The 12,926-nt window shown below is 62.1% G+C and carries 14 protein-coding genes and 3 pseudogenes; 13 read left to right on the forward strand and 4 right to left on the reverse strand.

What is annotated here, in order from left to right:
- Positions 1-5: 5 nt before the first annotated feature.
- The gene (gene dnaE, locus ACIGHL_RS04150) at positions 6-3,527 is read left to right on the forward strand and encodes a DNA polymerase III subunit alpha (RefSeq protein WP_216706887.1); all 3,522 of its coding nucleotides are present in this window, start codon (positions 6-8) and stop codon (positions 3,525-3,527) included.
- A gap of 186 nt (positions 3,528-3,713) precedes the next feature.
- Positions 3,714-4,664, forward strand: coding sequence for an acetyl-CoA carboxylase carboxyltransferase subunit alpha (locus ACIGHL_RS04155; RefSeq protein WP_127838755.1), 951 nt, complete (start codon positions 3,714-3,716; stop codon positions 4,662-4,664).
- Between the two features lie 288 nt (positions 4,665-4,952).
- Here ACIGHL_RS04155 and ACIGHL_RS04160 read toward each other — a convergent pair whose 3' ends face one another.
- The 3 genes and pseudogenes from ACIGHL_RS04160 to ACIGHL_RS04170 all read right to left on the reverse strand — a co-directional run.
- Positions 4,953-5,705 (reverse strand): IclR family transcriptional regulator, encoded by a 753-nt coding sequence (locus tag ACIGHL_RS04160; protein WP_216706886.1) that lies wholly within the window; start codon positions 5,703-5,705, stop codon positions 4,953-4,955.
- Positions 5,702-6,388, reverse strand: a complete 687-nt coding sequence (locus tag ACIGHL_RS04165) for a sarcosine oxidase subunit gamma (protein WP_128119467.1) — start codon at positions 6,386-6,388, stop codon at positions 5,702-5,704. The genes ACIGHL_RS04160 and ACIGHL_RS04165 overlap by 4 nt, the downstream gene beginning before the upstream one ends.
- Before the next feature lie 2 nt (positions 6,389-6,390).
- Positions 6,391-6,792 (reverse strand): annotated as a pseudogene (locus tag ACIGHL_RS04170) (glycine cleavage T C-terminal barrel domain-containing protein); the annotation flags it as partial.
- Here ACIGHL_RS04170 and ACIGHL_RS04175 point away from each other — a divergent pair.
- From ACIGHL_RS04175 to ACIGHL_RS04215, 9 genes and pseudogenes are all read left to right on the forward strand, one after another.
- Positions 6,793-7,020, forward strand: a pseudogene (locus tag ACIGHL_RS04175) (hypothetical protein); the annotation flags it as partial.
- A gap of 78 nt (positions 7,021-7,098) precedes the next feature.
- Positions 7,099-7,332, forward strand: coding sequence for an FAD-binding protein (locus tag ACIGHL_RS04180; protein WP_500137053.1), 234 nt, complete (start codon positions 7,099-7,101; stop codon positions 7,330-7,332).
- Positions 7,290-7,871: pseudogene (locus ACIGHL_RS04185) on the forward strand (glycine cleavage T C-terminal barrel domain-containing protein); the annotation flags it as partial. The gene ACIGHL_RS04180 and the pseudogene ACIGHL_RS04185, both read left to right, overlap by 43 nt.
- A 67-nt stretch (positions 7,872-7,938) precedes the next feature.
- Positions 7,939-8,283, forward strand: coding sequence for a DMT family transporter (locus ACIGHL_RS04190; RefSeq protein ID WP_128119466.1), 345 nt, complete (start codon positions 7,939-7,941; stop codon positions 8,281-8,283).
- Between the two features lie 301 nt (positions 8,284-8,584).
- A complete protein-coding gene (locus ACIGHL_RS04195) occupies positions 8,585-8,695 on the forward strand; it encodes a DUF4236 domain-containing protein (RefSeq protein ID WP_241509048.1) in 111 nt (36 codons plus the stop codon).
- Between the two features lie 84 nt (positions 8,696-8,779).
- Positions 8,780-9,379: a hypothetical protein gene (locus tag ACIGHL_RS04200; RefSeq protein WP_241509026.1), complete on the forward strand. Its 600-nt coding sequence runs from the start codon at positions 8,780-8,782 to the stop codon at positions 9,377-9,379.
- On the forward strand, positions 9,376-9,717 hold the full coding sequence (locus tag ACIGHL_RS04205) for a hypothetical protein (RefSeq protein WP_241509025.1): 342 nt from the start codon (positions 9,376-9,378) through the stop codon (positions 9,715-9,717). The genes ACIGHL_RS04200 and ACIGHL_RS04205 overlap by 4 nt, the downstream gene beginning before the upstream one ends.
- Positions 9,718-10,001: 284 nt before the next feature.
- The gene (locus tag ACIGHL_RS04210; protein WP_128119465.1) at positions 10,002-10,226 is read left to right on the forward strand and encodes a hypothetical protein; all 225 of its coding nucleotides are present in this window, start codon (positions 10,002-10,004) and stop codon (positions 10,224-10,226) included.
- 211 nt (positions 10,227-10,437) lie between these two features.
- Positions 10,438-10,596, forward strand: coding sequence for a hypothetical protein (locus tag ACIGHL_RS04215; RefSeq protein ID WP_181689963.1), 159 nt, complete (start codon positions 10,438-10,440; stop codon positions 10,594-10,596).
- Here the strand turns inward: ACIGHL_RS04215 and ACIGHL_RS04220 are convergent.
- The gene (locus ACIGHL_RS04220; protein WP_128119464.1) at positions 10,577-10,969 is read right to left on the reverse strand and encodes a hypothetical protein; all 393 of its coding nucleotides are present in this window, start codon (positions 10,967-10,969) and stop codon (positions 10,577-10,579) included. The two genes, ACIGHL_RS04215 and ACIGHL_RS04220, sit on opposite strands and share 20 nt — an antisense overlap.
- Between ACIGHL_RS04220 and ACIGHL_RS04225 the strand changes: the two genes are divergently transcribed.
- Both ACIGHL_RS04225 and tilS read left to right on the forward strand, forming a co-directional pair.
- Positions 10,968-11,492: a PAS domain-containing protein gene (locus ACIGHL_RS04225; RefSeq protein ID WP_181689962.1), complete on the forward strand. Its 525-nt coding sequence runs from the start codon at positions 10,968-10,970 to the stop codon at positions 11,490-11,492. The two genes, ACIGHL_RS04220 and ACIGHL_RS04225, sit on opposite strands and share 2 nt — an antisense overlap.
- Before the next feature lie 74 nt (positions 11,493-11,566).
- On the forward strand, positions 11,567-12,886 hold the full coding sequence (tilS, locus tag ACIGHL_RS04230; RefSeq protein ID WP_216706885.1) for a tRNA lysidine(34) synthetase TilS: 1,320 nt from the start codon (positions 11,567-11,569) through the stop codon (positions 12,884-12,886).
- Positions 12,887-12,926 lie beyond the last annotated feature (40 nt).

The raw sequence follows: 12,926 nt of genomic DNA on the forward strand, positions 1-12,926 counted from the left end.
GGTTCATGTCCGTCTCCTTCGTCCATCTTCGTCTGCACACTGAATATTCTCTGGTTGACGGGCTGGTGCGCGTTAAGCCGCTGGTGAAGTCGGTGGCAGGCGCTGGCATGCCGGCGGTGGCCGTCACGGATCAGAGCAATATGTGCTCGCTGGTTAAGTTCTACAAGGCGGCGCAGGGCGCCGGAATCAAACCGATCTGTGGCGCCGATATCTGGCTGGCGAGTCGCGAGGAGGATGGTCCGCTCAGCCGATTGACGTTACTGGCGATGAACAGCCGGGGGTATCGCAACCTGACCGAGCTGGTCTCTCGCGGCTGGACGGAAGGCCAGCGCAACGATCAGATCATCATCGAGCGCGACTGGGTCAAAGCTGCCGCAGAAGGTCTGATCGCGTTGTCCGGCGCCAAGGAAGGAGAAATTGGCCACGCGCTGCTCGACGGCGAAGAAGCCTCAGCCGCGGCGTTGCTCGACGAGTGGCAGGCGGTCTTCCCCCAGCGGTTCTACCTGGAAGTCCAGCGCACCAGCCGGGTGAACGATGAAGAGCACTTGCATGCTGCGGTCGCGTTGGCGCAGCGCTGTAACGTACCGCTAGTGGCTACCAACGATGTTCGTTTTCTCAGGCAAGAAGATTTCGAGGCACACGAAACCCGCGTCTGCATTGGTGAGAGCCGTACGCTCGATGACTCGCGGCGGCCGCGTAACTATTCTGATCAGCAGTACCTGAAGACGCCCGAGGAGATGTGGGAGCTGTTCAGCGACCTGCCTGAGGCGTTGGAGAATACCGTCGAAATTGCTCGGCGCTGTAATATCGAAGTGCAGTTGGGGACCTACTTCCTGCCTGATTTCCCGGTACCTGCGGGCATGACCATGGACGAGTACTTCCGCAAAGTCTCGTTCGACGGCCTCGATGAGCGTCTCGAGGTGTTGCTACCGAAGGACACGCCTGACTACGAGGCGAAGAAGCAAGTCTATGTCGACCGGCTGAATTTCGAGCTCGACATCATCATCCAGATGGGCTTCCCGGGCTACTTCCTGATCGTCATGGACTTCATCCAGTGGGCGAAGAACAACGGCGTTCCGGTAGGGCCGGGACGGGGATCGGGTGCGGGATCACTGGTCGCCTATGTGCAGAAAATCACTGACCTCGACCCGCTGGCCTATGATCTGCTGTTCGAACGATTCCTCAATCCGGAACGGGTTTCGATGCCCGACTTCGACGTCGATTTTTGTATGGATGGCCGCGATCGGGTCATCGATTACGTGGCGGAGAAATACGGCCGTAACGCCGTCAGCCAGATCATTACCTTTGGCACCATGGCCGCGAAGGCGGTGGTGCGTGATGTGGCGCGGGTGCAGGGCAAGTCCTATGGGCTCGCTGATCGGCTGTCGAAGATGATTCCCTTCGAAGTCGGCATGACCCTCGAAAAAGCCTACGAGATGGAGGAGCCGCTGCGGGACTTTCTTGCCGTCGACGAAGACGCCCGGGAAATCTGGGACATGGCGCTCAAGCTCGAGGGCATCACCCGCGGCACCGGCAAACACGCCGGTGGTGTGGTGATCGCACCGACCAAGCTCACTGATTTCGCGCCCATCGCCTGTGATGATGAGGGCGGTAGCCTGGTAACCCAGTTCGACAAGGATGACGTCGAATCCGCCGGCCTGGTCAAGTTCGACTTCCTCGGCCTGCGGACCCTGACCATCATCAAATGGGCGATGGAGACGATCAACCGGGAGCAAGCCAAGAAGGGCCTGGATCCGCTGAACATCGACTTCATTCCGCTGAATGACAAGCCGACGTTCTCGTTGCTGCAAAAAGCTGAAACGACGGCGGTTTTCCAGCTTGAATCGCGCGGCATGAAAGAGCTGATCAAGAAGCTCAAGCCCGACTGCCTGGAAGACCTGATTGCTCTGGTGGCGCTGTTCCGTCCTGGCCCGCTGCAGTCGGGCATGGTGGACGACTTCATCAACCGTAAGCATGGTCGCGCGGAGATTTCTTACCCGCACTCTGATTACCAGTACGAAGGCCTGAAGCCGGTATTGGCGCCTACCTACGGCATCATCCTGTACCAGGAACAGGTGATGCAGATCGCTCAGGTCATGGGTGGCTACACCCTCGGCCAGGCGGACATGCTGCGCCGTGCCATGGGCAAGAAGAAGCCTGAGGAAATGGCCAAGCAACGCGGCGGGTTCATCGAGGGTTGCGCCAACAACGGCATCGACGCGGACCTGGCGGGCAACATCTTCGATCTGGTGGAAAAATTCGCCGGCTACGGTTTCAACAAATCCCACTCGGCTGCCTATGGGCTTGTTTCCTACCAGACCGCCTGGCTAAAGGCGCATCATCCATCGCCCTTCATGGCTGCGGTGCTGTCTGCGGACATGCACAACACCGACAAGGTGGTCACGCTGATCGAGGAATGCCGCAGCATGAAGCTGCGCATCGATGCCCCGGACGTGAACAATTCGGAGTTCAAGTTCACGGTCAGTGACGATGGGCGAATCATTTACGGCCTGGGTGCGATCAAAGGCGTCGGTGAGGGACCGGTCGAAGCTATCTGCGAATGCCGCAAAGAAGGCGGGCCGTTCAAGGAACTGTTCGATTTCTGCAGTCGTGTCGATCTCAAGCGAATCAACAAACGCACCCTCGAAGCGTTGATCCGCGGGGGGGCATTGGATCGTCTGGGGCCGTACTTTTCGGACGAACCAAAAGCCTACCAAGCCAATATCGATCGCAACCGGGCGGTGCTGCTCTCGGCGATGGAAGAGGCTATCCAGGCCGCGGAGCAGACGGCACGCAGCCTCGACAGCGGCCATGCGGACCTGTTTGGTGGACTCTTCGCTGAGCCCGAAGCCGATGTTTATGCCAACCATCGCAAAGCCCGCGAGCTGTCCTTGAAGGAGCGTCTGAAAGGCGAGAAGGACACGCTGGGGCTATACCTCACAGGCCATCCGATCGATGAATATGAGGGTGAGGTCCGCCGCTTCGCCCGTCAGCGCATCATTGATTTGCGCCCCGCGCGGGGCGAGCAGACCATTGCCGGCTTGATCGTCAACTTGCGGGTCATGAAGAACAAGAAAGGCGACAAAATGGGCTTCATCACCCTGGATGACCGTTCGGGACGGATTGAAGCCTCGCTGTTTGCCGAAGCCTTCAACAGTGCTCAGGCGCTGTTGCAGACCGATGCCCTGGTAGTGGTCGAAGGTGAAGTCAGTAACGACGATTTTTCAGGAGGCTTGCGCTTGCGAGCCAAGCGAGTCATGAGCTTGGAAGAAGCCCGAACTGGGCTGGCCGAGAGCCTGCGAGTCAAAGTCGCCGGCGAGGCACTCAAGGGTGATCGAGTGCGCTGGCTGGCGGATGTCTGTGGCCGTCATCGCGGCGCCTGTCCGATCACGCTTGAGTACACCAGTGCCGATGCCCGGGCCCTGCTGCAGTTCGGTGAAGGCTGGCGAATCGACCCGGCCGACAACTTGATTCAGGCATTGCGTGACCAGTTCGGGCGCGACAACGTCTTTCTGCAATACCGATAGTAGGACGAGCCGAGTGGTGCACCATTGCCGGTGCGAGACCCATTCGACGTCCTGAACCGGCCCGGTCCTGGATCGGGTCATGTTTGCGAACATTTTGTTCGACCTGAATGCGTCCGTCCCGTAAGGTAGGGCGCAAAAAACGGAACAGCTCCCGGCCGCCTGGCCGTCGACGCATGACGGATGCCTATGAACCCGAATTTTCTCGATTTCGAACAGCCGATCGCCGACCTGCAAGCCAAGATCGAAGAATTGCGCCTGGTTGGTAACGACAACTCGCTGAACATTGGCGATGAGATTGCCCGCCTGCAGGACAAGAGCGAGTCGCTCACCGAGAGCATCTTCGGCAATCTCACCAGTTGGCAGATCGCTCGCCTGGCTCGACACCCACAGCGCCCCTACACGCTGGATTACATCAACCATCTGTTTACGGAATTCGAAGAGCTGCATGGCGACCGCCATTTCTCCGATGACGCTGCGATCGTTGGCGGGACGGCTCGACTGAACGGCGAACCGGTGATGATCATCGGCCACCAGAAGGGTCGTGAAGTCCGCGAAAAGGTCCGCCGTAACTTCGGCATGCCGCGTCCCGAAGGCTATCGCAAAGCTTGCCGTCTGATGGAGATGGCTGAGCGATTCAAGATGCCGATCCTGACCTTCATTGATACGCCGGGCGCCTATCCCGGTATCGACGCTGAAGAGCGCAACCAGAGCGAAGCGATCGCCTGGAACCTGCGCGTCATGGCGCGGTTGAAGACACCCATCATCGCCACTGTGATCGGGGAGGGTGGTTCCGGCGGTGCGCTGGCCATTGGTGTCTGCGATCAATTGAACATGTTGCAGTATTCGACCTATGCGGTCATTTCGCCGGAAGGTTGTGCCTCGATTCTGTGGCGCACCGCTGACAAGGCGCCGGAAGCTGCCGAGGCCATGGGTGTGACTGCCGAGCGGCTGAAGAACCTGGGGATTGTCGACAAGGTGATCTCCGAGCCGCTGGGCGGTGCCCATCGCAACCCGGCCGTTACTGCCGCCTCGCTGCGCGAGGAGCTCACCACCCAGCTCGAAATGCTCAAGGGGTTCGACACCGAAGCCTTGCTGAAGCGGCGTTACGAGCGCCTGATGAGCTACGGCATCGCCTGATAGCGGACGATGGCGCTGCACCGCGCGTCGGTCATGCAGTGCCTTTCTCTACCGGCCGTGTGAAACGGGCCGGTATCGGCAGCAGGCAAAGCAAACGCCCCGAATGAAGTTCGGGGCGTTTGCTTTTGTGCCGTATGAAAACCATGGGGTGCGCCGGCTGCCGCACAAAAAAGCGGATATTTCGGCTTCATCGCAGGCTTCGGAGCGGGCGCCTTGGGAGCACCCGCATACTATGCGCAGGCGAGCGCAGCGGCTTGATCTTTCATGTTGCCCCTAGCTCTTGGGAGATCAAGTCGGCGCTGAGTCGCACCTGCTGGCGAAAGCGTTCTTGGCCTGCGGGTCGTCCATGACGGCTTCCGGCCCGGACAGGTTGATGGCCGCGACCACCTCGCCAAGGTGATTGCGAATGCCGCAGGCGATCGCCGTGGAATAGTCGGAGCGGTGCCGCACCCAGCCACGCTCGCGGCCCTCGTGGATCAGTTGCTGCAGCTCCGGTAGCGTCTTCGGTGCCGGCGGCGGGTAATCGTCCAGGCGAGCGTGCCGGTACAAGTTTTCGAGCGCCTCCTCTGGCAGCGCGGTCAGCAGGACGCGGCCCATGGCGCTGCAATGGCATGGAATCCGGGTGCCGATCGGAATGTTCACTGACAGCCGCTGAGCGGCGAAGGCTCGATAGATGTAGAGGCTGTCGGTGTGCTCGCGAATAGTCAGATGGCAGGACAGCGAGGTCCGGTCGCGCAGGCCGTTGAGGTGCGGCAGGGCGATGTCCACCAGGTCGCGGCTGGCCAGGTAGCTGAAGCCGTCGGAAACCACCTGTGGGCCCAGCTCGTAGGTGTTCTTGGCGACATTGCGAAGATAGCCCATCTCAATCAGCGTATGGACGATTCGGTAGATCGCCGAAACGCTCAAACCCAGGCGCTCGGCTATTTCCGCCATCGCCAGGGTGCGCTGGCTGGCACCGAACATCTGCAGGATGCATAGCCCCCGTTGCAGGGCGGGAACGCGGTAATCGTTCTCCCGCTCTGCCGGCTCGCTGGTGTTCATGGTTTGAGCAGTGAATCGATGCCCACCGGCTGACCACCGAATTCGGCCATCGCATCGAGCAGGGCGTCCCAGAAATAGCTCGCCGAGGCGCGGTCGCAGAGAATATGCAGGGCCGGCAGTTCGGCTATCGGCGCATTGATAACGATCACGCTGATCCGTGCCGCCGAGGTTTGTGCCACCGAGCCTGGTGCGAACGCCTGCGGCCGCAGATCCACGCCACAGAGTTTGGCCATCACCTCGCTGACATGGGCGCCGGTGAGCAGCAGCCAGGCATGACTATCCTGGCGCGGCAGCAGGTAGTTGGCCTGGTCGCTGAGCTGCCAGTCGGTTTCTTCCTGCGCGACCCGCACCCCGGCATCACCCAGGCTGCCCAGCAAGAGGTATTCAGTCTTTGAAAGGCGCGCGACCAGGCCGCCGTCCGGCTGCGCTATGGCCTGGTTCGGCCGCTCGGGCAGCTGGTAGCCACGGGCGCGGAGGTAAGCGGCGGCATCGCTGCCACGAAAGCCCGCGCGCGCCAGGTTGCACAGGTCGATCAGGCCGCAGCGTTGCCGCTGCGCCCGTTCGTCGTTGCCGCTGTAGCACGCGACCACGGTGGTTTCGCCGAGCTGGCGCAGCTGGGCGCCGGCGTGCTTGCGATACAGTGGGCTGCGCTCGCTGAACGGCTCTGCTTGCAGGTTGACCATGATCATAGCTCCTGACGCTGGGTATCGGGATCGAAGAAGGGCAGCGTGACTACCGTGGCGTGAACGACTTCGCCACCTTCCACACGGATCGGAATCTGCGATCCCGGCGTGCTCTGGTCGGCGCCAGCATAGGCGAGCCCGATGATCTGTCCGAGGGTCTGCGAATACTCGCAAGAGGTGACGTTGCCGCCGATGTCCGCACCGCGCAGCACCAGATGGCCCTCCAGCGGCTTGCTGGCGACCGCCGGCAGGGTGAAGCCCACCAGCTTGCGCTTGGGCGGCTGCGCCTCAAGGATCTCCAGTGAACGCTTGCCGACAAAGAACGGCTTGCTGCGGGCGATTGCCCACCCCATGTCGATCTCGGCCGGATGCGTCATGCCGTCGGTGTCCTGGCTGATGATCACGGCCTGATTGATGTATCCACCCTCGGTGGCCTCGACGTGCGCGGCGCGGATGCCGCCGAATTTCTCAACCGACTCTACACCTTCGCCTTCTTCAAGCAGCCGGTGGGGCGCTCGCGTTACGCTCTGATGACCGATGAGCAAGGCGTGGTAATCGACGACGGCGTCTGTGCGCGCTTTGCAGACAACCACTTCTATGTCACCGCTACCACCAGCGGCGTCGACCGTATCTAGGCCGGCCTCGGTGTGCTGGACCTCCAGTTTCGTCCGGAATACCACGACAAGGCCTTCCTCTTTGTCGATGTCGCTGTGATCGGAGCCGGCCCCGCGGGGTTGCAGGCAGCGCTGGATGCCGCCAACGCCGGCGCCCGGGTGCTGTTGATCGAGCAGCAGCCGGTCCTCAGCGGCTCGCTCAACTGGGCGCGCTTCGCTGTTGACCCCGACGGTGCAGCGCAAGGCCCCGGGCTTGATCCAGCTGGCGTCGATCATTGCCGGGCGGCCGACCGCGGCAGATCTTCTGCAAGGCGGCCGATGCGCCGGTGATCTGGGACAGCATCCTGGAAAAGGGAAAAACGCTGGGCATCATCCCCTGCGCCTTCACGACGCTCGACTGGCTGCGGGTGGAAAGCTGCTTCTTGTTCTTCCCCTACGACAACTCGGAGAAGTATCCCTTCGCCGACCAGCCGGCCGGTGACACCCTGTGGGAGCTGGGCCTGGATTTCACCGTGTCTCCGACCAAGGGCGAATTCCGCGGTGGCACCGAGCACGCGCGACTAAAAGGTCGCGAGCGCTTCAAGATTTTCGGCGTGCTGCTCGACGGCGATCAGACCGCCGCCGAAGGCGACAGCCTGTGGGCGGACGGCAAGCAGGTCGGGGTGATCACCTGCGCCATGTACTCGCGCCTGACCGGTAAATCCATGGCTATCGCCCGCCTGGATGTGCCCTACGCCGAGCAGGGTTGCGCGTTACAGGTGCAAGGCAGCCTCGACGCCATCGCCATCGCCATCGCCATCGCCAGCGCCATCGCCCACAGCATGCCCTTCGATGACCCGGAGAAGAAAAAACGCATCGCCAAGGGCTGAGACTTTTCTGCAACACCAACGGCGGCGCAGCCTTGCGCTGCCGATTTATTTCAAGGGAGCGCACCCTATGTTCAGTGGTTCAGGCGGCGGCTGGTGGTTCCTGCTGATGGCCGGGCTCAGCGAGATTTGCTACGCGGCGGTGATTCCCAAGACCGACGGCTTCACCCGGCTATGGCCGACCCTTTATTGCGCCTTCTTCATCGCCCTCAGCCTGTGGCTGCTGGCCATCGCCACACGCACGCTGCCCACTGGTACCGCCTACGCCGTGTGGGTCGGCATGGGCGCGGTGGGCACCGCGATCTGCGGCATCGCCTTCTTCGGCGAACCCGCCAACATCGCCCGCGTCGCCTGCCTGAGCCTGATCGTCGCCGGCGTGGTGGGTTTGAAACTGTTTTCACCGGTGGGGCATTGAGGCGCGGGGTGGGCTTTGCATGTCGGGTCGGTAAGGCGTGAACCGACCTAGGTTGATCGTTCCCACGCTCCGCGTGGAAATGCCGCCTGGGACGCTCTGCGTCCGCTGCTTGTTGGTGGGCTGAAGCGGAGCGCCGCCCGGCCCACCCTACACGGCCGATTCTGAAGATAGGCGCCCATCGCACCTGAACCGCAAACTTCCCCTATCATTCCTGCCGCGACAGCCTCACACAACGACAGGAAGTCTCAAGGGATTTCGATTTCAAAAGCGCATCACCCTCGCACCCGGCATTCGGCTGAATATCAGCAAAAGTGGTGTCAGTGCCTCGTTCGGGCCGCGTGGGCTGAGCGTGACAGCCGGCAAGCGCGGCACGTCCCTCAATCTGGGTTTGCCGGGCACCGGGCTTTCCTAGCGGGAGCGGCTGGACAGCCCCTCAACGGGCCGGCCCGCCAGCGAGCTTTCCGGCCCGGTCAACTTCGAGGTGGATTCCGGCGGGGTGCTGCGTTTCACCGATGCGGCCGGGCACGAGCTGCCGGCGGCGGTGGTCAGGCGCATCAAGGCGCAGCGGGCGAACGTGGTCACCGAGGTGCTCAACCGGGCGGCCGAGAAGATCAACCGGGACCTTGCGGCCTGTCTGGGCGTTCACCTCGCTACGCCGTCCCCGACCTCGGCACCCATCTGCCTGCCCGCGTTCGATTCGCCAGCGCCAGCGCCAGCGCCACAGCCACCCACGCGCGAAGCGCTGTCGCTCATGGACAAGCTGCTTTTCCGAGCCGGCGAGATAGAGCAGGACTACGCCGCCGCACTGGCCCGGCATGACCTGGAACTGGCTGCCTGGCAGGCGGAGCGAGACGCCCACGAGAAGGAACGCGCCGAGGTCGACAAGGCCTTTCGACTTGCCGCCAAAGGCTATAGCGCGCACATGGAAGCCGCGCTGGATTTTGTGTTGAGCGGCATCGCCTGGCCCAAGCAGACGCAGGTGGCCTACCTCTTCAGTCATGACAACAGCGCATCGCCGTGGACGTCGACCTGCCGGACGAAGACGAGACGCCACGCGTCTCGGCCGAGGTTCGCACGACGGGCAAACTTGCGATGAAGAAACGCTCGGACGCCCAATGCCGCCGCGACTTCGTCGCCCTGGCGTTTGCCAGTCTGTTTCGGGTTGCCGGGGAAGTGTTTGCGGCGCTGCCGGCCATCGAACGGCTGCTGGTTTCCGGATACATCCAGCGCATCGACCAGGCAACCGGTCATCCATACGACGAGTATGTGATATCGGCCATCATCGACCGCGCGCAGTGGCAGCGCATCGACTTCGAGCGCCTGCATGCCGTTGATCCGGCGGCAACCTTCGCGACTTTCGATGCCCGTTTCGGCCTCGACCGCTCCTCGCGTTTCAAGCCGATCCAGCCCTACGACATCGAAGATCTGGGTTAGCTGCACAAAACCGGGCGGCGCTCCGCTTCAGCCCACCGAAACCATCGTGATGCCCGCATCGCCTGCCCGAGCCTGATCGTCGCCAGCATGGTCAGTTTGAAGTTGTTTTCAACGGCGGTGGGACAGCGCTGAAAAAGTCTTTCTGATTTGGGCGAAATCGGATTTAGGACCGGGACGGCGAGGGCTGTTCCGGTTTTCTTTTCGACTGTGCTTCAATGTCTCCCGCTCTGACGTGCCTGCGCCGCTAGCACGTGCGGACGAGACTCACTCTTGAAGGTCCATCCTTGAACGCTATCAAACTCGTTGCAGTCGCTCTTATTGTCGTTGGTGCGCTTGGCCTCGCTTACGGCGGCTTCAGCTACACCAAAGACACAACGGCTGTGAAACTTGGCCCGATCGAACTCTCCGTCCGGGAGAAGGAGACGGTCAATATCCCACTCTGGGCAGGCATCGGAGCCATCCTCGCTGGTGGGCTTCTTCTGGTAGTCGGCGGCAGAGGCCGCAGCTAAAGCTGACACCCCCTCGCATATGAACGCGCCCCCGAATCCTGCCGCCAGCCGGTAGGGTGGGCTTGAGCCCACCAGTCAAACGGCCATTGCCGTGCGACTACCTTGTGATGGACATTGCGCGAGGTGCAAACGGTGGGCTGAAGCCCACCCTGCGAGGCAGAGCACCGAGCAGATCATCGCCAAGCGTGGCGTATATCCTCGCCGACCAGCAATGCTCTGGGCCGGATGGAAGATCCTCAGGTGGCCGGCGAGTGCCGTCAATCCGTCATTGATCGCCAGTAAAAATTTCCGCTACCAACTGCCGGAAATCTACGGCCGCGCCGTCGCCGTGCCCAATGTGAAGAACACCTTTACCTATCGCATCGAATAAACCACGCCGCCAGCCAACCGATAAGCAGCGAGAGCCACCGATGAGCCACGACCACAGCCAATTCGGCGCCAGCCTTGAGGCCCACGACGACCAGTCGATCAACCCCAGCGCCAACCCGGCCCTTGAGCAACTGGTCGACCCGGCGCGGCGTAACGTGCTCAAGGGCGGCCTGAGCCTGGCGGCGCTGAGCTTTTTCACAGGCGTCATGGGCCTGAGCCTGCGCGCCCACGCCAGCAGCCCGCTGCCCAACTTCAAGGGCGTGCCGGTGCAGATCGATCCCAGGTTCGACCACGTGCTGGTCGCCGAAGGGCGACTTTCTACACCCTGCAGAGCGGGAGACCTGGGCGTTGGCGATGCAGCGAATGCGCGGCATGGCGCCGCTAAATACCGAGCTGCTGCTGCTGCGCTGCCTGATCCGCACGGGCGAGTCGCGCCGGGTCGAAGCACGTCTGCGGCGGCTCGCGGATGGCTTCATCGTCAGTCTTGCCGATGTCAGCGGACAGATGCAGTGGCGCCACTATATGCAGGCCAGTCACCGAAGCCTGAGCAACTTGCTCGATGGACTGCCGATGATGGTCTACCGCTGCCGCAACAATCGACACTGGAGCATGGAGTACGTCAGCGCCGGCTGCCTCGAACTAACCGGTTACCCGGCAGAGCGCCTCGTCAACAGCCGCAGCCTCACCTTTGACAGCCTGATTCATGTCGAAGACCGTGACCGCGTCTGGGCCGAAGTGCAGGCCGGGCTCGTCGAGCGAGGGCCTTTCGCTTTCAAGTACCGGCTGCTGTGTGCCGACGGCCGACACAAGCCCGTGCTTGAACGTGGCAGCGGCATCTATTCGGAAAACGGTGGCGTGCTCGGGCTGGAAGGCGTGGTGCTCGAACTACCTCGCTAGCGCGCCGCACGTGGCTGTAGTCCAGCGTCACTCTGGCTTATGCTTGCCAGCCGTTCTGGAGAAACCATCTATTTATGCCACTCGAATCCCGTCTGCTCGATGCACTGCGCCCGTGGCTTGCCGCGCGACGCTGGTTGGTCGGCTTTTCAGGCGGTCTGGATTCGACCGTACTGTTGCATGCGCTCGTGCAACTGGCGCAGCGTCATGCAGTGCCGCCAATCAGCGCGATTCATGTTCATCACGGTCTGCAGGCGGCGGCGGACAACTGGCCGGCGCATTGCCGTGAGGTGTGCGCGGCCAATGGCGTGCCTCTCGAAGTAGTGCGCGTGCAGGTCGAGGCTGGTCCGAGCCTAGAAAGCGCCGCCCGAGCTGCGCGCTATGCGGCCTTCAGTGAGTACCTTAATACTGCCGACGTGCTATTCACTGGCCAGCACCGGGACGATCAGGCTGAGACGCTGTTGTTTCGTTTGCTACGCGGTGCGGGAGTGCGCGGGCTTGCCAGCATGCCTGCGGTGCGCGCGCTGGGTGAAGGTTGGCTGGTTCGGCCCTTGCTGAATGTCGGGCGCTACGAATTGGAAGCCTATGCCCGCGAGCAGGGGCTCACTTGGGTTGAGGACCCAAGCAACGCGTGCACCAACCATGCGCGAAATTACCTTCGTCACCGGGTCATACCGGTGCTTCAGCAGCGCTGGCCGCGAGCTGCTGACAACATCGCGCGCACCGCAGCCCATCTAGGCGAGGCGCAGCATTTGCTGGATGAGCTGGCCGAGCTTGATCTGCGCGAAGCCCGCACTCAGTCTCGGTATCAGTGGTTACCGATGCCGAGGCTCTCCTTGTCGTCACTGGAGTCGCTCAGTCCCGCCCGGCAGCGCAATGCGCTGCGCCACTGGCTGGCTGATTTAACAGCGCTTCCTGACAGCGATCATTGGGCTGGCTGGGATGCGTTGCGCAATGCTGCCCCGGATGCCGCGCCTGTATGGCGCTTGGCCTCTGGCGAACTACACAAAGGCGATGGTTGCGTTTGGTGGCTTTCGGGACCCTGGCTGGTCACGGCGGAAGGGGCGGTCGACTGGCTGCAGCCGAACATCGATCTGCAGTTGCCGGGAAACGGCCTGCTGCGCTTGACCGGCCATGATGGACGGGGCGGGCTGCAAATACGCTATCGTCAGGGCGGCGAGTCGCTGAATATTCCCGGCCGTGGTCGCCGTGATCTCAAACGGCTGCTCAACGAGGCCGGCGTGCCAGGTTTCGTGCGCTCACGTCTACCGTTGCTCTTTCGAGAAGGTGAGCTTGTTGCGGTAGCCAATCTGCCGCAGTTCGATACGCAAGCCCTGTCGCTTCAGTGGACGCCGCCGGCCGACGCCAGGTTTGAGCTGATAGGGTCTTTCAAGTAGACTACGCTCCCGTCCCAATACAGCTTCTGCGGCTTTCTTC

This window comes from Pseudomonas sp. NPDC077451, assembly GCF_044543345.1.
Taxonomy (GTDB): domain Bacteria; phylum Pseudomonadota; class Gammaproteobacteria; order Pseudomonadales; family Pseudomonadaceae; genus Stutzerimonas.